Below are 19,335 nucleotides of genomic sequence, written 5' to 3'. Positions count from 1 at the left end.
AAATGTGCTCAAATGAGGTAACACCTAGGCGAAAACTTTACCTCTATTTCCCATCGACATCATACAGATTCTGCCTGTTGGCCCTGCTAATATCTTAGCCATAACACTTACTGTAACGTTAGTAGGATGAATCAAAGTGGTTACTCATCTAGAAGTCTGTATTGATAATATTGAATCTCTTCATTACGCCATTGCTGGTGGCGCAACTCGTATTGAGCTTTGCTCATCTCTCGCATTGGGTGGCTTAACGCCAAGCTACGGTTTTATGCAGCAAGCGGCCAAACAATCTTCTGTTCCAGTGTATGCCATGATTCGTCCACGCCAAGGCGACTTTTTCTATAACGAAGAGGAGCTAGACATGATGCGTTGGGACATCGAAGCCGCCCATCAATCTGGTTTAGATGGAGTGGTGCTAGGCGTACTGACCCAAGAAGGTGATATCCACATGCCGTTTGCCACCGCATTGTGCGAGTTTGCACAAGCACTGGGTCTTGGCATCACGTTTCATCGTGCGTTTGATCAATGCCGCAATGCAGAACAAGCGTTGGAAGATATCATCTATTTAGGTTGTGAACGTATTCTGACTTCAGGCCTCGCTCCATCTGCACCAGCAGGCGAGAGCGTACTTAAATCTCTTGTGGAACAAGCCCAAGGGCGCATAGCGATCATGGCCGGGGCGGGAGTGAATGCAGACAACGTCCGTCATTTAGTCAAAAACACGAACGTGCAAGAAGTCCATCTTTCAGGCAAGACCACACGCCCTAGCCAAATGACCTTTATTGCTGAACAAAGCAAAATGGGCGCTTCAGATGTCGATGATTTTGCGATTCCTATTACCAGTACTCAAGCCATCGCCAACGTCGCAGCAGCTCTCAAATAACACAATCGAAATCCCCACTTTCTACGTTGAGTGCTAACATATTGAGCATCAAGGAGTGAGGAACGAATAATGTCTAAGCTAAAGAAAAAGGAATACGAACAAGAGCTTAAAAAGCTGCAGGTCGAATTGGTAAAGCTGCAAGAATGGGTTAAACACAAAGGACTAAAAGTCGTCGTTCTGTTTGAAGGCCGTGATGCCGCAGGCAAAGGCGGCGTAATTAAGAGAATTACGGAAAAGTTAAATCACCGAGTTTGCCGCGTAGTGGCATTGCCCGCACCGACTGAAAAAGAAAAGACACAATGGTACTTTCAACGTTATGTCGCGCACCTGCCATCCGCCGGTGAAATCGTCTTGTTTGACCGCAGTTGGTATAACCGAGCTGGCGTCGAAAAAGTCATGGGCTTTTGTACGCCAGATGAATATGAAGAATTTCTACGCTCTTGCCCTGAATTCGAGAGAATGCTGCAACGCTCAGGCATTATTTTGCTCAAGTACTGGTTTTCGGTCTCCGACGAGGAGCAGGAAAAACGCTTCTTAGGGCGCATCAACACGCCGATAAAGCGCTGGAAGTTCAGCCCGATGGATCTAGAATCTCGACACCGCTGGGCGGAGTATTCTGAAGCAAAAGACAAGATGTTCGCTTACACCGACACCAAAAACTGTCCTTGGTGGGTTGTACCTTCAGATTCAAAACAAAAAGCGCGCTTAAATTGCATTAGCCATCTACTCAGTCAAATTGAATATAAAGCGCTAGAGTACCCACCAATTGAGTTACCAGAGATCAATAAAGAGGGCTACGTCAGAGCGCCAATAGACGATCAAACGTTTGTACCGGATAAGTACTGATCTCGGCTTCTAAGATCCAAAAGACCAGCGTTCGCTGGTCTTTTTCATTTATATGAAGCGTTACTTCAACACATCATCAATGCTTTGATCACCAAGGTGACGAACGTCCTTACCTTTCACAAAGTAAATAATGTATTCACAAATGTTTTGGCAACGATCCCCTACTCGTTCAATAGCGCGAGCAGACCACATCACCTGAAGAATATGCGGAATATTTTTTGGGTCTTCCATCATGTAAGTCATGAGCTGACGGATCACCGCTTCGTATTCGGCATCCAGCTTGTCATCGAGTTTGTGAACCTCTGCGGCAGCTTCAACATCCATACGAGCGAATGCATCCAAAACCTGATGCAACATTTGAATCGCCTGACGGCAGAGAGGTTCTAATGAAACTTGGAATTGGCGTTCTTTCGATGAAGGGCTTTCGATAGCGACATAAGCAATGCGTGTCGCGACATCCCCAATGCGTTCAAGATCAGTAATGGTCTTGATGATCGCCATAATCAAGCGCAAATCTTTCGCGGTCGGCTGACGTTTGGCGATGATTCGAGTACACGCGTCATCAATCGACACTTCCATCGCATTCACTTTATGATCGTCACGCACAACCTTTCGCGCGAGCTCAATGTCTTCTTTATGCAAGGCTTGAATAGCATACGAAAGCTGCTGTTCCACCAAGCCACCCATGGTCAACACATGAGTACGAATCGATTCTAGCTCTACGTTAAATTGTCCTGAAATATGACGTCCAAAGTGCATGATTTTCCTTATTCCGTGTTTGGTCGAGCCTTAGCCGTATCGACCAGTAATGTAGTCTTCTGTCTGTTTCTTCATTGGCGATGTGAAGATTGAATCTGCGTCGGAGTATTCAATCAACTTACCCATGTGAATGAATGCGGTGTGGTCACTCACTCGCGCGGCTTGCTGCATGTTGTGGGTAACGATCACGACAGTATATTGAGTCTTAAGCTCGTTGATAAGTTCTTCAATAGTTAAAGTTGATATTGGATCCAGTGCCGATGTTGGCTCATCCAATAACAGTACTTCTGGTTCAATTGCTACCGCACGCGCAATAACCAAACGTTGCTGCTGACCACCCGAAAGTCCAAATGCGTTTTCGTGCAATCTATCTTTCACTTCATCCCACAACGCAGCAGAGCGAAGCGAGCGTTCAACCGCATCATCTAATGTGCGACTGTTCTTGACACCTTGTAAGCGTAAGCCATAAACCACATTCTCATAAATCGACTTAGGAAATGGGTTAGGACGCTGAAAAACCATTCCAACGCGACGCCTAAGCGTTGCTACATCGACATTCGGGTGATAGACGTTCTTACCGTGCAAACGAACTTTTCCGGTGACTTTACATCCTTCCACCAAGTCGTTCATACGATTGATACAGCGCAACAATGTCGATTTACCACAACCAGACGGGCCGATAAATGCTGTCACTCGCCCTTTTGGGATACGCATCGAAATATCGTGTAATGCCTGCGCTTGACCGTAGAAAAGATTAAGGTTCTCTATCGAGATCGCCGTTTGTTCATCCGTTAAGTTATGGACGTCCAGTGGTGGCTCATAACCTAATGTATTATCGAAATTAAACATACTTAATCTTGTCCTAACGTTCTGTATTTTTCTCGTAAATTATTGCGAATGCTGATTGCTGTTAAGTTTAGTCCGACAATCACGGTAACGAGTAAGAAGGAAGTGGCATACACCAGCGGGCGCGCCGCTTCAATGTTGGAGGTTTGAAATCCAACGTCGTAAATATGAAAACCTAAGTGCATGAACTTTCTGTCCAAATGCACGTAAGGGAACTGACCATCAACAGGCAAACTGGACGCCAGTTTCACAACCCCCACTAGCATTAGTGGCGCGACTTCCCCTGCGGCACGCGCAATCGCCAGAATCAAACCGGTGATAATCGCAGGCGTTGCCATTGGTAATACCACGCGCCACAACGTTTCAAATTGCGTCGCGCCAAGCGCCAAAGAGCCGTGGCGTACTGAGCTCGGAATACGTGTTAAGCCTTCCTCTGTCGTAACAATAACCACGGGTAATGTTAATACTGCTAGCGTCAAAGCTGACCACAACAAACCCGGCGTACCGAAAGTTGGCGCTGGCAATCGCTCGGCATAAAACACGTTATCGATGGAGGCTCCGATGGTATAGACAAAGAAACCCAACCCGAACACGCCATACACGATCGAAGGAACCCCCGCCAAATTGATGACCGCAATTCGAATAATTCGCGTAAGTGCGTTGTTCTTCGCGTATTCATGCAAGTAAATCGCAGCAACCACCCCAAGCGGCATCACGATAATCGACATGATAAGCACCAAGAAAACGGTTCCGAATATTGCAGGAAAAACGCCGCCCTCAGAGTTCGATTCTCTTGGGTCTTCGGATAAGAATTTCCAGACTTGTTTACCCCAATGCATCACTTTGTCAGGTAACGACATTTGGTTTGGGTACCAGTAGTCCAAAATATCTTCAAGGGGAATCGAAACATGAGAACCCGTCATGTCCTCAACAATTAGTGCATAGCCAGAAAGCTGTAAACGCAAGCCATCCAGTTGTAAGTCCAACTTCGCCAGCTCTTGTTCCACTTGCTCTTTTTGTTGCAAGTTCTGCGCTAAAAAATCCTCCGTTACGGTGTTGTTGAGCTCATGTTTGCGCTTGTCTAAACGCAATTGCTCAAGCTTCCAACCCAGGTCTTTCAGTTGGTCGACGACCAAAGAATCAATCTCGTGGCGCAGCGTTTCTGCGTCATCAAGTTTTTTGTTCAACACCGTTTGGATATCAGTTTGATAGAGCTTGTCGCCATCTTGAAACGCCACCAGCTTACCAAAAAAGTATCCGCCGCTGCTGCGCTCAATCACCGCCCACTCTTTGGGTGTGGTTGGCTCATCCAGCTGCATCTGCAATACGGAAATAAAATCGGCCGGATATAACTCGCGATTCGCAATTTTGATGTTCAATCGAGTCGCGAAGTCCTCATCTTCGTCTAACTTCTTGACGGCATCCACTGGAAGATAGCTTCTCGGAACAAAGCTACGCTCGTAAATTTGGCCAATCAAAATGGTGTTTTCATGCAGCACTTCACCTTGCACCGGCGTCAACGACGTTACGTTCCATTGATACAATGGCGCAGGCCAGAAATAGGTTAATCCTTTCCAACCAATGAGGAGCAATAACCCTAACACCGATAACAAACTGATGCTGACCGCACCGCCTGTTAGCCATATCCACGGTGCGCCAGAACGAATCCAATTTAACATTCGGTCACTCGCTCTTTTTCCTGATCTAAACTACAACGCACGGTATTTATCTCTCAATCTTTGACGCACCAACTCTGCCAGCGCGTTCACAGCAAAGGTGAAGACAAACAAAATCAACGCAGCGAGGAACAACAAACGATAATGCGAACTGCCAACCTCAGACTCTGGTAACTCCACCGCAATGGTTGCCGATAAGCTGCGAAGGCCTTCTAAAATGTTCCAGTCCATCAAAGGCGTGTTGCCAGTCGCCATCAAGACAATCATCGTCTCACCAACTGCACGTCCAAGCCCCATCATAATGGCGGAGAAAATACCTGGGCTGGCCGTAAGGAGCACGACGTAAATCAAGGTTTGCCAAGGAGTGGCCCCAAGCGCTAACGATCCATCAGACAAGTGCTTTGGCACAGAGAAAATGGCATCTTCCGCAATGGTAAAAATGGTAGGAATCACGGCAAAGCCCATCGCAAGGCCAACCACCAAAGAATTACGCTGATCAAAACCAATCCCGTGATTGGTCAAAAACAAGCGCATGTCGCCACCAAAGAAGGTTTGTTCAATACTTGGAGAAATCCAAACTCCGATACCAATCAACAGTAAAATCACTGGCATAAGAACCAGCGCATGCCACCCATTAGGTAGACGATTACGCAGAGATTGAGGTATCAGAGCCCACAAGCCCCCCATGACCATAGTGCTCAATGGCAACACAAACAACATCACCACGACCGTAATCAGATGATCTTCGACTATCGGAGCAAACCATAATCCTGCAAGGAAACCGATGATGACGGTCGGCAGTGCTTCCATCAATTCAATGGACGGCTTAACCACTCGACGCATGCGTGGCGACATAAAATACGCCGTATAAATAGCGCCTAGCACCGCCAAAGGCACTGAAAACAGCATCGCAAACATAGCCGCTTTTATCGTGCCGAACGCAATCGGCACCAAGCTAAATTTGGCTTCAAAGTTGTCACTGGCCGATGTAGATTGCCATACAAATTCAGGCTCTGGATAGCCTTCGTACCACACTTTCTGCCACAGTGAAGAAAGCGAGACTTCAGGGTAAGAGTTATCGACCTCTGCCACCTTTAACGAGTCATCATTCCAAGTAATCAGATAGCGTTCATTGTTCGACATTGCCGCCATCGCAGGCGCTTCTTTATAAGCTCGCTTAAACAACACCAGTTTTTCACTGGTCGTGTAATGACTCTGAAGCGTACCATTGGTGTAGAAACTGTAGAATCCTTTGCGGTGTGAATCTGGCAATAAGTATTTAAGTTCAGACGCTAATTTGAAGTCACGAATATGAGTTAAGGTTCGCTTATCATTTTGCAAAGTATCAAACCATTGCGAAACGCGACCATCATTGTGCGTCACCAACAGGGAATATGCGCCCGCAAGCAAATCAATCGTTCTTACAGAATGCTTTTTATCCCCTTGAGTAAGATCGATAACTTCGCGCACCGTAAACTTTTGAGCAGCTTTGGTCAGAACAATTAACTCCGAACCATCACGCAGATAAAGCGTTTCACCATCCGGTGTTAAGAGCATCTGTTGGGGAGCGTCAAAGCCCGCAGAAAAGGAGAAATCAATCGTGGTTGGAGCGACGCCTAGCGCAGACTTCTCTTGCCAACGCGCTTTGACTTTCCCGCTGCGAGTCTGCCAAACAATAGTTGGAGTTTGCGTTGATGCACTGAAGACAAATTGCGTCACAGGATCTTGCGCGTCGGTAAGCGTCAAATTCATATCCGTCGACAACGCCACCACTTCTGGCGGGCGAGTATTTTCTCTCAACGTCGCGTTGAATTCTGGCTTGAAGATATGTGCTAGACCTTGATCATCCACTAATCCATACCAACCAAGGCCAGGAGCCGATTGAGAAAAAGATACCGGATTAGTCGCTAACTGTTGAGTATAAATGGCGGGCTTGTCAGTTGCGTCTATCGATAAATATTGAATCTCACCACTTTGCGTTAAAACGAAAGCAAGTTGTGAATAGTCATCGACAGAAATGGCCAGAGGCATGCCCACTTGCGTGGTTCGAGTCGCGTGATTAGGTTTGATCTCTGCATCAGAAAACAGAGGAATGATCACCATCGCAAGGTAGACAAAGATCAGAATAAGGGCAGCGAGCACACCCACTCCACCAGATGTCACTGCAAGTCGAACTAAACGATCTTTAATCAACCGTTTCTTATCTTTTTCCTGCAATGAAAACTCGGCTTGGGCCATTTATCTCTCTACCTTTTTTGACTTAGTACTAGAATATGTCGTTAAGATGACAATTATATTACAGATCACATTAAACACCTGAAAAGAATACAACTCTTATGCAATGCGTGGTATGAAATATATCTGTAACAAAAATCTCATAATGTTTTCACTCGTCTGTTTATCCCCATGATCAGTACGATTACTTCACTTTAGGCTAGGTAAGGTTATGAGCGCAGAAAAACTATATATAGAAAAAGAGCTTAGTTGGTTATCTTTCAATGAACGAGTGTTACAAGAAGCGGCCGACAAAACCGTTCCGTTGATCGAGCGTATTCGTTTTCTTGGGATCTTTTCCAACAACCTCGACGAATTCTACAAAGTGCGCTTCGCTGATGTGAAACGTCGTATTTTGATCAACCAAGAGCGAGGAGGGAGTGACAACTCCAAGCGTCTGTTAAGTAAGATGCAAGCCAAAGCCCTTAAGCTTAACGAACAATTCGACGAACTTTACAGTGAATTAATTAGAGAAATGGCACGGCGTCGCATTTTCTTGGTCAATGAGCATCAACTCGATGAAGCGCAGGAAAAGTGGATCACCAAATACTTCCGCAAAGAAGTCATGCCACATATCACGCCTTTGTTGATGAAAGATGAAATCGACGTGCTGCAATTCCTCAAAGACGAATACGCTTACATCGCCGTCGAACTGCGCAAAGAAGACCACTCTCAATACGCTCTCATCGAAATTCCAACCGACCACCTGCCACGCTTCGTGATGGTGCCAGAGCAAAAAGGCAAACGCCGTAAGACCATCATCTTGCTTGATAACATCATCCGATACTGTTTAGACGAGCTATTTAAAGGCTTTTTCGATTATGATGAGCTCGCTGGTTACGCGATGAAAATGACGCGTGATGCAGAGTACGACTTGCGTAATGAAATCGAATACAGCTTGCTAGAGCAAATGTCAGCAGGCGTAAACCAACGTTTAACCGCCATGCCAGTACGCTTTGTGTATGAGCGTGAAATGCCGCAAGAGATGCTCGACTTCTTGTGCAGCAAACTAAGAATTTCCAATTACGACAACCTAATTCCAGGTGGACGCTACCACAACTTCAAAGATTTCATCGCTTTTCCAAACGTCGGGCGAGAATACCTCGAAAACAAACCAATGCCACCAATGAAGTGTGCAGACTTTGAAGGTTACGCCAACAGTTTCGAAGCCATCAAAGCCAAAGACATTCTGCTCTACTACCCTTATCACACCTTTGACCATATTGGTGAATTGGTTCGCCAGGCATCCTTTGACCCGAAAGTGCTCAGCATCAAAATTAATATCTACCGCGTAGCCAAAGACTCTCGCTTGATGAACTCTTTGATTGATGCAGTGCATAACGGCAAAAACGTTACTGTAGTCGTTGAGCTGCAGGCGCGATTTGATGAAGAAGCAAATATTGAATGGTCAAAAGTTCTGACTGAAGCTGGCGTGCACGTCATCTTTGGTGCGCCCGGTTTAAAGATTCACTCAAAGTTATTGATGATCAGTCGCCGTGAAGGTGACGATATTATTCGCTACGCGCACATTGGCACGGGCAACTTCCACGAAAAAACCGCTCGAATCTATACCGACTTTTCGCTGCTCACCGCAGACCAAGAAATCACCAATGAAGTGCGCAACGTGTTTGGATACATTGAGAACCCTTATCGCCCAGTGAAGTTCAATCACTTGATGGTTTCTCCACGTAATTCGCGCACCCAAATTTACCGCCTGATTGACAATGAAATCGCCAATGCAAAGGCGGGCAAAAAGGCAGGATTAACCATAAAGGTCAACAACCTCGTCGATAAAGGCATCGTCACCCGTCTTTACGCAGCAAGCAACGCGGGGGTAAAGATCAACATGATCATCCGCGGCATGTGTGCGTTGGTTCCTGGAATTGAAGGCGTCAGCGAAAACATTCGAATCATCAGTATCGTTGATCGCTTTTTGGAACACCCACGCGTAGTGATCACGCACAATGATGGGGATCCTCAAGTCTACATTTCATCTGCCGATTGGATGACACGAAACATCGATCATCGTATCGAAGTTGCCGCTCCTGTTCGTGATCCACGTTTGAAACAGAGAATTATTGATATAACTAACATCCACTTTACCGATACAGTAAAGGCACGTTTGATAGACAAAGAGATGAGCAATAGCTATGTACCGCGCGGAAACCGTAAAAAAGTTCGCTCACAAGTTGCCATCTACGACTATCTTAAAAATATAGAAAAGCAAACAAGAAGACAAAAGTCAGATGTCTCAGATACTTGAAAAAGATGAACGCTATATTGCCGCGATCGATCTCGGCTCTAATAGCTTCCACATGGTGGTGGCGAAGGTGGTCGGCAGCGACCTACAGCTCATCAGTCGCCATAAACAGAGGGTTCGTTTAGCCTCTGGCCTAGACAGTGAATTGAATTTAAGTCACGCCTCCATGGAGCGAGCGTTGGAGTGTCTTGCGATGTTCGCAGAGAGGCTGCAAGGCTTTGATGAATCCAATGTGCGCATTGCTGCTACACACACGCTAAGAAGAGCGAAAAACGCGCATTTGTTTATCCAACGAGCAAAAGCAGTCATGCCATTCCCGATAGAGATTATTCCGGGAGAGGAAGAAGCGCGCCTAATTTACTTGGGTGTCGCACACACTCAAGTGGAATCTAATTCTAAACTGGTGGTCGATATTGGCGGTGGCAGCACCGAGATGATCATCGGACAAGAGTTCGAGCCAGAACTGCTTAATAGCAAACAGATGGGCTGCGTCAGCTTTACACAGCAGTACTTCAAAAATGGCAAGTTATCGAGCAAAAACTTCAGCAAAGCCATGCTCGCTGCCGAACAAAAGTTAGAGTCCATCGCGACCAAATACCGCAAGAAAGGTTGGGATATTGCACTCGGCTCATCAGGCACCATCAAAGCGATTCAAGAGGTATTGATTGGGCTGGGCTTTGAAGACGGTTTAATCACAGCAAAGCGTCTGAGTAAGCTCATTGATACTTTAAACGAGTTCGCGTCAATTGATGATATTCAGTTGACTGGCTTGACCGATGAACGTAAACCGGTATTTGCCGCTGGTGTGGCGATTTTAGCTGCGATTTTTCAGGCACTAAAAATCGACCAGATGTTTTTCTCTGATGGAGCATTGAGAGAAGGCTTGTTATATGAAATGGAAGAGCGGTTTGCTCGCTCTGACATTCGCATGCGTACCACGGAAAACCTAGCACAAAAACATCGTGTGGATCTCGAGCACGCTGCACGCGTAAAAGGTCACGCACGCGAGATGCTTGAACAAGTACATTCTGAGCTTGGGATTAAAAAGAAAAGCGAACTGTTTGATTTATTAGAATGGGCCGCTCTGCTGCATGAAGTTGGGCTAAGCATCAACCTACGCAGCTTCCATCGTCACTCGTTTTATATTCTTCTGCATTCAACCCTGCAAGGTTTTAACCGTGAGCAACAACTCGTCTTGGCGACGCTTGCACGCTTTCAACGCAAAGCGCTAAGGCTCAATGAGTTGCCAGAGTTCAACCTCTACAAACAAAGTGATGTGTTAAGCCTGATTAAGATTCTTCGTCTGTCCATAGTCCTTAATGGGCAACGCAACGACGACCCACTACCTGACATCACTTTATCGATCAAAGGCGATGAATGGATGCTCGCTTGTACCGATGAAGCATGGTTAGATAATAATAAGTTGCTGCATGCAGATTTACTGGAAGAACAAGATAGATGGGCAAGTGCGAAGTGGACACTCACTTTTTAGTTTTCGGTACAATGAAAAAAGTCGGCTTAAAGGCCGACTTTTTTTAACTCTTCCGCTGCGAAATCTGCAGTGATCGGTACATAGCCATCTTTTTCGACTAATGCTTGTCCCTGAGCAGAGAACATAAAACGAATAAACTCGGCTTCTATTGGAGATAACGGGTAATCAGGATGCTTGTTTACGTATACATAAAGGTAGCGTGATAGTGGGTACTTACCTGAGACAATATTTGTACGAGTCGGGCTAACATAGTTACCCCCGCGTTTAGCGATGGGAACCAACCTTACGCCAGCCACTCGATAACCAACGCCAGAATAACCAACTCCGCTGATGGTCGATGCCACAGATTGCACCACAGAAGCCGAGCCCGGTTGTTCATTCACTCGGGTTTTGAAGTCACCGCCACACAGCGCATTGCTTTTGAAGTAACCATACGTCCCGGACACAGAGTTACGCCCAAACAACTGCAAGTTGCGCTTCGCCCATTCGGCTTTTAAACCTAGTTGCTGCCAGTTAGTGATGAACTGACTTTCTCCACAACGCAACGTAGCGGAAAACATGGCGTCCAATTGATTAAAGTTCAAACCTTGAATGGGATTGTCTTGATGCACAAAAATACCGATAGCATCAATAGCAACGCGCAATGCTGTAGGTTTGTAACCATGCTGTCGCTCAAACGCTTCGATTTCTTTCAAACGCATCGGGCGGCTCATTGGGCCAAACTGCGCCGTTTGCTCTGTTAAAGCAGGTGGCGCCGTTGACGAGCCTGAAGCTTGAACTTGCGCGTTGATGTTCGGGTAAATGGATTTAAACTCTTCCACCCAAAGTGTGGTCATCCCCGCCAAAGTGTCTGAGCCTACCGAGAGCAAGTTACCAACAATGCCAGTGGTTTTATGGTAGTTCGGTAATGGCTTATCTTGAGCAACCGCCATACTCGAACAAATAAGCGCGATACAAGCGATGGCTTTACTGACTCGACGTCCCATTATTTCACCACTAAACGACTTGGAAGTACGAACGAGAACTTACTGCCTACACCGACTTCACTTTGAATTTCCAGGTGTGAGTCATGATGGCTCAGCGCATGCTTCACAATTGCCAATCCTAAACCACTGCCACCCGTATCGCGTGAACGTGCTTTATCAACTCGGTAGAAACGCTCTGTCAGTCGATGCAAGTGTTGTGGCTCAATGCCATCACCACTGTCTTCAACTTCAAGGCACGCACCTTGTGCGGTTTGATACCAACGAACATGAATATTGGCTCCCGGAGGAGTGTACTTCACTGCGTTGTAAACAAGGTTGGAGATCGCGCTGCGCAATTGGTCATCATCTCCAAGCACACGAAGGCTGGTATCGACATCAAACTTGAGTTTATGTTGGTCATCACCACTTAAGCTGATCGCTTCTTTCTCTAAGACTTCAAGCATTGCTGGCACGTTTACGACATCTTCCAACTCATGCATCGGCGCGGCTTCAATCTTAGATAAGGTAAGAAGTTGATTCACTAAGCTGTTCATGCGGTTAAGCTGCTCCGTCATCACCCCATGCGCTTTAGTCCACATCGGGCCGACGATCATATCTGGGTCTTCCGTCATCTCCAGATAACCTTGTAGTACGGTCATCGGAGTGCGTAGCTCATGAGAAACGTTGGCGAAGAAGTTACGACGCATTCCTTCAAGTTGCTTAAGTTGGCTCACGTCACGCACCACCATCAGGTGTTCACCTTCAGTGTAAGGCACGATACGCAGTTCTAACATACGTTCGACATTCAACGGCGAGCGCATTTCTAGCGGTTCAGAGAAATCTTTTTTATTGAGGTACTTGATGAAATCTGGAGTTCGAATCAGGTTCGAGATAGGTTGACCGGAATCTTCTGGCCAATGGAAGCCTAACAGGTGTTGAGCTAATCGGTTACACCAAACAATGTTGCCTTCCGCGCGAAATACTACGACGGCATCGGGCAATGATTCGGCACCGTTTCTAAAGCGACGGATCAGATTGGTGAGCTCTTTGCGTTTACGACGCTGACGCTGTTGCAAACGATAGAGACCGTTAAAGAGGGACTCCCAGTTACCACTGCCAGACGGAGGAGTCAGGCGTTTTTCATCCCATAACCAAGAAGACAAGCGCACTTGGTTATGTAAATGCCACACAAGCTGCAAAGCCGTGGCAGCCAAAAGCAACCACGGCATATAACCGAATATCCACCCCACTATCACCCAAGGGGTGTAAAAAAAAGCCAGCTCCCAGGCCAGCTTTTTCCACGTTAATCTTTCAACCACTCATTACTCCAGAAATGGCATTGATAAGCTGCGTAAAAATCTAAGCCTTTGTTGAGAAGCGGTAACCAGCGCCACGAACGGTTTGAATCAGTTTGTCGTGACCGGCAGCTTCCAGTGCTTTACGAAGACGACGGATATGAACGTCAACAGTACGGTCTTCAACATAAACATTGGTGCCCCACACGTTATTTAGCAGCTGCTCACGGCTGTAAACACGCTCTTGATGGGTCATAAAGAAGTGCAGCATCTTGAACTCGGTAGGCCCCATATCAACCGCTTCATCATTCGCAGTAACACGGTGAGAAACAGGATCGAGTTTAAGACCTTGAACATCAATCACATCTTCTAATGCGGTCGGCGTAACACGGCGAATAACCGCTTTAAGGCGAGCAACTAACTCTTTAGGAGAAAACGGTTTGGTAATGTAGTCATCTGCACCAACCTCTAAACCGCGAACTTTATCTTCTTCTTCACCGCGAGCAGTCAGCATCACAACAGGAATGTTGCGTGTAAGCTCTTCACGTTTCATGTGTTTGATAAAGTTAATGCCACTACCGCCAGGTAACATCCAATCCAGTAATACTAAATCAGGGAAGGGTTCAGCCAGTTTGGTTACAGCAGTATCGTAATCTTCCGCCTCTACCGCTTGGTAACCTTTTTGTTCAAGCACGAAGCAAAGCATTTCACGAATTGGAGCTTCGTCTTCAACAACCAGAATCCTTCTAGACATAATTGAGTAACCTTATGTTTGTTGAGCTAATGAATTTAAGAGACAAAGCGCGCCCCTCGATGCATAAGCATTATCACTACCAATTATGACACTTTTGTGACCTTTGAAAACAAATTTTCATATAACTTTCTTTTGGGGTTCATCCTGATATTTTTCATTTCTATTAAGACATCAGCTCAAAAATTCCCTATGATTACTCCCTTGTCATCAAGCCTAGAGAAGATTTATGTGGTTTAAAAACTGTCTGGTATATCGCGTTAACCGCGAGGTTAACTTCAACGCCGATCAACTAGAAACTCAACTCGCTGAGTTTCGATTCACCCCTTGTGGTAGCCAAGATAAACAAAAGTTTGGTTGGGTTAGTGCTATGGGTCGACATGGCGACATGATGACGCACGTGTCAGAAAACCGCATTCTGATCTGTGCAAAAAAAGAGGAGAAAATGCTGCCTGCTTCTGTGATTAAAGAGTCTCTGAATGCAAAAGTAGACGCTATGGAAGCGCAAGAAGGTCGCCCTCTGAAGAAGAAAGAGAAAGACAACTTAAAAGATGACATCGTGATGGACTTGCTGCCTCGTGCCTTTAGCCGCAGCAGCCACACTCACGTGTTGATTATGCCAAAAGAAGGCTTCATCCTTGTCGATGCAAGCAGCTACAAAAAAGCAGAAGACGTATTAGCGCTACTGCGTAAAACCATTGGTAGCTTACCTGTTGTTCCTGCGATTCCAGAAGTAGCAATTGAAACAACGCTAACTGAGTGGGTTAAAACAGGTAACACGCCGCAAGGCATCACCATGATGGACGAAGCTGAGTTAAAATCGGTACTTGAAGAAGGTGGCGTGATTCGCTGTAAGAAGCAAGAGCTGACCACAGATGAAATCCGCAATCACATCGCAGCTGACAAAGTCGTGACGAAACTTGCACTTAACTGGCAAGACCGAATCGAGTTCATCATGGCTGAAGATTCCGGCATCAAACGTCTAAAATTCTCAGATGAGTTGAAAGATCAAAACGACGATATCCCACGTGAAGATCAAGCGGCTCGCTTTGATGCTGACTTCTCACTAATGTGCGGTGAATTCAGCTCTTTCCTACCAAATCTATATGAAGCGCTAGGCGGCCTGCCTAACCCTAACGCATAAGATAACCCTACTTTTTAATAAATACGCCCTCACTTTTTGTAGGGCGTTTGTTCATCTAAAGCACAATTCTCCTAGTCACAGTTCACATTTTGACGTAAAATTTGCGCCCCATTTCCATAAGGTGGAATTGGCCTGACTTGTGATCAGATAAAAGAGAATTGAGCAATGACAACTGAGAAAGCATTCGTACCTGAGCTACTGTCTCCAGCGGGCAGCCTGAAAAATATGCGTTACGCATTCGCCTACGGCGCAGATGCAGTTTACGCTGGCCAACCTCGCTACAGCCTACGCGTACGTAACAACGAGTTTAACCACGAGAACCTAAAAATCGGTATCGATGAAGCACATACCTTAGGCAAAAAGCTTTACGTGGTATGCAACATCCAACCACATAACTCGAAGCTAAAAACCTTCATTCGTGACCTTAAACCAGTCGTTGAGATGGGCCCTGACGCGTTGATCATGTCAGATCCTGGTCTAATCATGATGGTTCGTGAAGCTTTCCCAGAAATGCCAATTCACCTTTCTGTACAAGCAAACGCTGTAAACTGGGCAACCGTTAAGTTCTGGGCAGCGAATGGCGTTGAACGTGTAATCGTTTCTCGCGAGCTTTCTCTAGAAGAAATCGAAGAAATTCGTGAGCATTGCCCTGAAACTGAACTAGAAGTATTCGTTCACGGTGCACTATGTATGGCTTACTCTGGTCGTTGCCTACTTTCTGGTTACATTAACAAGCGTGACCCTAACCAAGGTACATGTACTAACGCATGTCGTTGGGAATACAAAGTTGAAGAAGGCAAAGAAAACGACGCTGGCGACATCGTTGAGAAGTTTGACCCAACTGAAGCACAGCCTGTTGAAGTTCAAGACGAGCGCCCTGAAACCACTATCGGTCGTGGTAAACCAACGGATGAAGTGGTTCTGCTTTCTGAAGCGCATCGTCCAGAAGAAAAAATGGCTGCCTACGAAGATGAACACGGCACTTACATCATGAACTCAAAAGACCTACGCGCGGTTCAGCACGTAGAGCGTCTAACTAAGATGGGTGTTCACTCACTAAAAATCGAAGGCCGCACTAAGTCGTTCTACTACTGCGCACGTACAGCGCAAGTTTACCGTAAAGCGATCGACGACGCAGTTGCAGGTAAACCATTCGATGAAAGCCTAATGGGTACACTAGAAAGCCTAGCTCACCGTGGTTACACAGAAGGTTTCCTACGTCGTCATACACACGATACTTACCAAAACTACGACTACGGTTACTCAGTCTCTGACGCACAACAATTTGTTGGTGAGTTCACAGGTAAACGTCGTGGCGACATGGCAGAAGTTGAAGTGAAAAACAAATTCGTTGTAGGTGACAGCCTGGAGTTAATGACACCAAAAGGTAACGTTGTTTTCACTCTAGAAGCGATGGAAAACCGCAAATCAGAGTCAATTGAAGACGCAAAAGGTAACGGCCACTTCGTATTCATTCCTGTTCCTGAAGACATGGACCTAGAATACGGTCTGTTGATGCGCAATCTAAACGCAGGCCAGGACACTCGTAACCCTACTGGTAAGTAATCATGGCGTTACTCATCACTGACAAATGCATTAACTGCGACATGTGTGATCCGGAATGCCCGAATGGCGCGATCAGCATGGGAGACAGCATCTTCGAAATCGACCCTAACTTATGTACTGAGTGCAAAGGTCATTACGAAAAGCCTACCTGTCAGTCAGTTTGTCCAATAACAAAATGTATTATTACTGATCCAAACCACATTGAGACAGAAGAGCAATTGCTTGAAAAGTTTGTGGTGATTCAGGGACTCGCCTAAATAAAATGAGGTTCAACTTTGCGAACAAAGTTGAACCTTTTTTTATCCTGATTTTTCGATTGGATAGATATTGCAAAACAACTCTTTCTCAAAGTGATACTCGAGTCTTTCACGCCAATTTTCAGCTTGAGATACAGGAATTAAATAGAAGTTTTCCCTGCTCGTATCTGTAACGAAAGCCATTCCATATTGCATTAGCTCGTAATGCACATCATTAACAAATCCCGGATCGAGACGCTGACGTCCCGTCAGGTGATTAACATCTTCACGAGTCAATAAAACTCCCTTGGGATCACTGCTAAATCTGTGTCTTAACCACTCTGCAAATTCTTTTGCACAAATCATAGTCATGGTTTTGTCCTTGATTCATTCTACGGCAGGTCACTCCACAACCCCGCCTCAATACCTTGTCTGCGTTGCCTATTTTACTTACCAACCGACAGACATATTGTTCAGAAATCAGAGTATCGTGACGAAAGATCTTTCAAAACAGAGTCGTTACCACTCAACAATACATACAACCCGTTGTTTATTTAAGATTTCTATAATATGCCACCCAAACGAGTTGGGTTAGTTTTTGTATTGGTATTATTCACTGTAGACAAAAGTATGATGTTTCTCCAGTTTCATAAAAGAGATACCTGAGCCGAAACAAGAACAAAGATAAGACGTTATTTACTGACGATAAGTGGCTGACATTGTGGTGGAATCGCTTTTTTCTTTTTAGGTTTAGCCGCTACTTTTTCTGGCTGGGGCTTCGCTGGGACAACTGCTTTTGGCTTCCAACTCGCTAACTCCGAACCGCACCCATCACCAGAAGGAGGAGGTGCTTGATCGACACAATTAGAGCTTGAGTCAGGGCATGATAAGCGCACATGAAAATGATAATGATGTCCCCACCAAGGACGAACTTTACGTAGCCAAGAACGATCTTTTCCCCCTTCCTGAGCACACAGTTGCTCCTTGATAACAGGGTGAACAAAGATACGAGCCACCTCATCGCTCTTAGCAGCATAACGGATGAGTTCAAAATGCCTCTTATCCCATCGATGATTTAATATCGAGTAGTCTTGCAGATCAACCACACTCATCGGTTTCGGCAATTGAAGTTCGTTATAGGAGAGAGGAGAGTCAGCTAAACGCAACCAGATATCAATATCCAGCCCCGTTTGATGGCTTGAATGACCAGATGAAAAACGGCCGCCACGAGGTAAAGAAAGGTCGCCAATTAGTAAAGTAGTTTTTAACTTTTGATTCGCCTTTAAAGCTAGGCTTTCAACAAAATCTATAGTGTTAGGGTGCCCATAGTAGCGATTCGTTCGACTACGTAACACTTGATAACCTGTACCTTCTAAAGGCAGGGGGGAGGCCCCATCTAAGCAGCCGTTCGCGTAACTACCAATAGAAGAGGACATATTATGAGTGGGAGCACTAACTTGCTCCCATGGCGTAGCATAAAGAGGAGCTGAGACAAATAAACTGAAATAAAAAGAAAGACTCAGCCGCATCATACATCCCCTTTAGTAATGTTCACCATTATCATAGTAGGCATTTGGCGATAGTGCAGAAAAAATGACTGCTACATCAATATCTTCACCGACTACACCACGAACTTGTTGTGTAATTACTTTCGCCACCTTGTCTTGGGTCTCTTGTCCTCGATCAAACCACAAAACTTCAACAAAAGGATAAGCAGGACTTACCTCGCCCTCACTAAAGAAAGTTGTGTAGATGTACTCAAAAGTAAAATCTTCTCGTGGACTATTCATTAGTGGCTGGAGCTCGTCAGTCAGTGGCTTTGACAAAGCTTGTACTGCTTGAGGTTCTACAGCGCGAAATCGTAGATGTGGCATAAGGTTAATCCTATATTTGTATTGTCCTAAGATGATAACAGGAACAACAACGCTAATCATCCCAACAACAACTAGACGCGTTCTTAAAAATACCCAGAAAAACGCTAATAAATATCAACAAGAGCTTGAGATTCCAATCAGTGACATTCAACGATAAGGGATCACTAGCGGCTAGATATCAATCCCGCTGGAAATCTGCTGTTCTTTATATAGGGAAAGTAGATAAGAGATTAGGGCAGTTCAGACTTAGCTACCATTAGCTACGCGCCTAGAATCGCCTATTTGGGAACTTGAGTTCACAAAGAATAAATTTTGCCATTTTACAAACGTAAAAAAGCCCCAGTCTTTCGACTGAGGCTTTAAATATGGCAGGGGTGGAGAGATTCGAACTCCCAACACGCGGATTTGGAATCCGCTGCTCTGCCAATTGGAGCTACACCCCTGTAGTTCGTGTTTAATGAGACGACTCTC

At 45.6% G+C, this 19,335-nt stretch carries 17 protein-coding genes and 1 tRNA gene; 7 read left to right on the top strand and 11 right to left on the bottom strand.

The window, feature by feature from the left end:
- Window positions 1–136 precede the first annotated feature (136 nt).
- Both ACF8CV_RS11700 and ppk2 read left to right on the top strand, forming a co-directional pair.
- Window positions 137–880 (top strand): copper homeostasis protein CutC, encoded by a 744-nt coding sequence (locus ACF8CV_RS11700; protein ID WP_025622059.1) that lies wholly within the window; start codon window positions 137–139, stop codon window positions 878–880.
- A gap of 69 nt (window positions 881–949) precedes the next feature.
- A complete protein-coding gene (gene ppk2, locus ACF8CV_RS11695; protein ID WP_005460167.1) occupies window positions 950–1,726 on the top strand; it encodes a polyphosphate kinase 2 in 777 nt (258 codons plus the stop codon).
- Window positions 1,727–1,786: 60 nt separating this feature from the next.
- Here the strand turns inward: ppk2 and phoU are convergent, their stop codons facing one another.
- Genes phoU through ACF8CV_RS11675 form a run of 4 tightly spaced genes read right to left on the bottom strand, consistent with a single transcriptional unit; the run spans window position 1,787 to window position 7,245 of the window.
- Entirely contained in the window at window positions 1,787–2,485 is a 699-nt protein-coding gene (gene phoU, locus ACF8CV_RS11690) for a phosphate signaling complex protein PhoU (RefSeq protein WP_005440349.1), read from the bottom strand.
- A 30-nt stretch (window positions 2,486–2,515) separates the two neighbouring features.
- A complete protein-coding gene (pstB, locus tag ACF8CV_RS11685) occupies window positions 2,516–3,334 on the bottom strand; it encodes a phosphate ABC transporter ATP-binding protein PstB (protein ID WP_005460191.1) in 819 nt (272 codons plus the stop codon).
- A gap of 2 nt (window positions 3,335–3,336) precedes the next feature.
- Entirely contained in the window at window positions 3,337–5,010 is a 1,674-nt protein-coding gene (gene pstA, locus ACF8CV_RS11680) for a phosphate ABC transporter permease PstA (protein WP_024699687.1), read from the bottom strand.
- Window positions 5,011–5,040: 30 nt separating this feature from the next.
- On the bottom strand, window positions 5,041–7,245 hold the full coding sequence (locus ACF8CV_RS11675; protein ID WP_392416909.1) for an ABC transporter permease subunit: 2,205 nt from the start codon (window positions 7,243–7,245) through the stop codon (window positions 5,041–5,043).
- 208 nt (window positions 7,246–7,453) lie between these two features.
- Here ACF8CV_RS11675 and ppk1 point away from each other — a divergent pair, with 208 nt between their 5' ends.
- Both ppk1 and ppx read left to right on the top strand, forming a co-directional pair.
- Window positions 7,454–9,544, top strand: a complete 2,091-nt coding sequence (gene ppk1, locus ACF8CV_RS11670) for a polyphosphate kinase 1 (RefSeq protein WP_005460183.1) — start codon at window positions 7,454–7,456, stop codon at window positions 9,542–9,544.
- Window positions 9,528–11,033: an exopolyphosphatase gene (gene ppx / locus ACF8CV_RS11665; RefSeq protein ID WP_138938489.1), complete on the top strand. Its 1,506-nt coding sequence runs from the start codon at window positions 9,528–9,530 to the stop codon at window positions 11,031–11,033. Before ppk1 ends, ppx begins: the two co-directional genes overlap by 17 nt.
- Before the next feature lie 26 nt (window positions 11,034–11,059).
- Here ppx and ACF8CV_RS11660 read toward each other — a convergent pair whose 3' ends face one another.
- The 3 genes from ACF8CV_RS11660 to phoB are packed head-to-tail and all read right to left on the bottom strand — an operon-like array spanning window position 11,060 to window position 14,047.
- Window positions 11,060–12,019: a PstS family phosphate ABC transporter substrate-binding protein gene (locus tag ACF8CV_RS11660; protein WP_065766388.1), complete on the bottom strand. Its 960-nt coding sequence runs from the start codon at window positions 12,017–12,019 to the stop codon at window positions 11,060–11,062.
- Window positions 12,019–13,317, bottom strand: coding sequence for a phosphate regulon sensor histidine kinase PhoR (gene phoR / locus ACF8CV_RS11655; protein WP_005460158.1), 1,299 nt, complete (start codon window positions 13,315–13,317; stop codon window positions 12,019–12,021). The genes ACF8CV_RS11660 and phoR overlap by 1 nt, the downstream gene beginning before the upstream one ends.
- A 40-nt stretch (window positions 13,318–13,357) precedes the next feature.
- On the bottom strand, window positions 13,358–14,047 hold the full coding sequence (phoB, locus tag ACF8CV_RS11650; protein ID WP_005460184.1) for a phosphate regulon transcriptional regulator PhoB: 690 nt from the start codon (window positions 14,045–14,047) through the stop codon (window positions 13,358–13,360).
- A gap of 226 nt (window positions 14,048–14,273) precedes the next feature.
- Here phoB and rdgC point away from each other — a divergent pair, with 226 nt between their 5' ends.
- The 3 genes from rdgC to ACF8CV_RS11635 all read left to right on the top strand — a co-directional run bounded on the left by rdgC (window position 14,274) and on the right by ACF8CV_RS11635 (window position 17,011).
- Window positions 14,274–15,188: a recombination-associated protein RdgC gene (rdgC, locus tag ACF8CV_RS11645; protein ID WP_138938490.1), complete on the top strand. Its 915-nt coding sequence runs from the start codon at window positions 14,274–14,276 to the stop codon at window positions 15,186–15,188.
- Between the two features lie 165 nt (window positions 15,189–15,353).
- Window positions 15,354–16,754, top strand: a complete 1,401-nt coding sequence (gene yegQ, locus ACF8CV_RS11640) for a tRNA 5-hydroxyuridine modification protein YegQ (protein WP_155007006.1) — start codon at window positions 15,354–15,356, stop codon at window positions 16,752–16,754.
- Window positions 16,755–16,756: 2 nt separating this feature from the next.
- A complete protein-coding gene (locus ACF8CV_RS11635) occupies window positions 16,757–17,011 on the top strand; it encodes a YfhL family 4Fe-4S dicluster ferredoxin (protein ID WP_005460170.1) in 255 nt (84 codons plus the stop codon).
- A 42-nt stretch (window positions 17,012–17,053) separates the two neighbouring features.
- Here ACF8CV_RS11635 and ACF8CV_RS11630 read toward each other — a convergent pair whose 3' ends face one another.
- The 4 genes from ACF8CV_RS11630 to ACF8CV_RS11615 form a co-directional block, all read right to left on the bottom strand.
- Entirely contained in the window at window positions 17,054–17,362 is a 309-nt protein-coding gene (locus ACF8CV_RS11630; RefSeq protein WP_005496359.1) for a hypothetical protein, read from the bottom strand.
- Window positions 17,363–17,682: 320 nt separating this feature from the next.
- Window positions 17,683–18,519: a penicillin-insensitive murein endopeptidase gene (mepA, locus tag ACF8CV_RS11625; RefSeq protein ID WP_015296273.1), complete on the bottom strand. Its 837-nt coding sequence runs from the start codon at window positions 18,517–18,519 to the stop codon at window positions 17,683–17,685.
- Between the two features lie 12 nt (window positions 18,520–18,531).
- The gene (locus ACF8CV_RS11620) at window positions 18,532–18,864 is read right to left on the bottom strand and encodes a DUF1904 domain-containing protein (RefSeq protein WP_005483015.1); all 333 of its coding nucleotides are present in this window, start codon (window positions 18,862–18,864) and stop codon (window positions 18,532–18,534) included.
- A 366-nt stretch (window positions 18,865–19,230) separates the two neighbouring features.
- Window positions 19,231–19,307, bottom strand: a tRNA-Trp gene (locus tag ACF8CV_RS11615).
- Window positions 19,308–19,335: the final 28 nt, after the last annotated feature.

This window comes from Vibrio sp. zbq_1, assembly GCF_043102935.1.
Lineage (GTDB): Bacteria > Pseudomonadota > Gammaproteobacteria > Enterobacterales > Vibrionaceae > Vibrio > Vibrio parahaemolyticus.
Note: the sequence above shows the minus strand (reverse complement) of the source record. Positions and strands in the feature narration are given on the sequence as shown.

Coding starts and splice junctions, on each gene's coding strand:
- ppk2 (WP_005460167.1), top strand. CDS start 950: ATGTCTAAGCTAAAGAAAAAGGAATACGAACAAGAGCTTAAAAAGCTG.
- phoU (WP_005440349.1), bottom strand. CDS start 2,485: ATGCACTTTGGACGTCATATTTCAGGACAATTTAACGTAGAGCTAGAA.
- pstB (WP_005460191.1), bottom strand. CDS start 3,334: ATGTTTAATTTCGATAATACATTAGGTTATGAGCCACCACTGGACGTC.
- pstA (WP_024699687.1), bottom strand. CDS start 5,010: ATGTTAAATTGGATTCGTTCTGGCGCACCGTGGATATGGCTAACAGGC.
- ACF8CV_RS11675 (WP_392416909.1), bottom strand. CDS start 7,245: ATGGCCCAAGCCGAGTTTTCATTGCAGGAAAAAGATAAGAAACGGTTG.
- ppk1 (WP_005460183.1), top strand. CDS start 7,454: ATGAGCGCAGAAAAACTATATATAGAAAAAGAGCTTAGTTGGTTATCT.
- ppx (WP_138938489.1), top strand. CDS start 9,528: ATGTCTCAGATACTTGAAAAAGATGAACGCTATATTGCCGCGATCGAT.
- ACF8CV_RS11660 (WP_065766388.1), bottom strand. CDS start 12,019: ATGGGACGTCGAGTCAGTAAAGCCATCGCTTGTATCGCGCTTATTTGT.
- phoB (WP_005460184.1), bottom strand. CDS start 14,047: ATGTCTAGAAGGATTCTGGTTGTTGAAGACGAAGCTCCAATTCGTGAA.
- rdgC (WP_138938490.1), top strand. CDS start 14,274: ATGTGGTTTAAAAACTGTCTGGTATATCGCGTTAACCGCGAGGTTAAC.
- yegQ (WP_155007006.1), top strand. CDS start 15,354: ATGACAACTGAGAAAGCATTCGTACCTGAGCTACTGTCTCCAGCGGGC.
- ACF8CV_RS11635 (WP_005460170.1), top strand. CDS start 16,757: ATGGCGTTACTCATCACTGACAAATGCATTAACTGCGACATGTGTGAT.
- ACF8CV_RS11630 (WP_005496359.1), bottom strand. CDS start 17,362: ATGACTATGATTTGTGCAAAAGAATTTGCAGAGTGGTTAAGACACAGA.
- mepA (WP_015296273.1), bottom strand. CDS start 18,519: ATGCGGCTGAGTCTTTCTTTTTATTTCAGTTTATTTGTCTCAGCTCCT.
- ACF8CV_RS11620 (WP_005483015.1), bottom strand. CDS start 18,864: ATGCCACATCTACGATTTCGCGCTGTAGAACCTCAAGCAGTACAAGCT.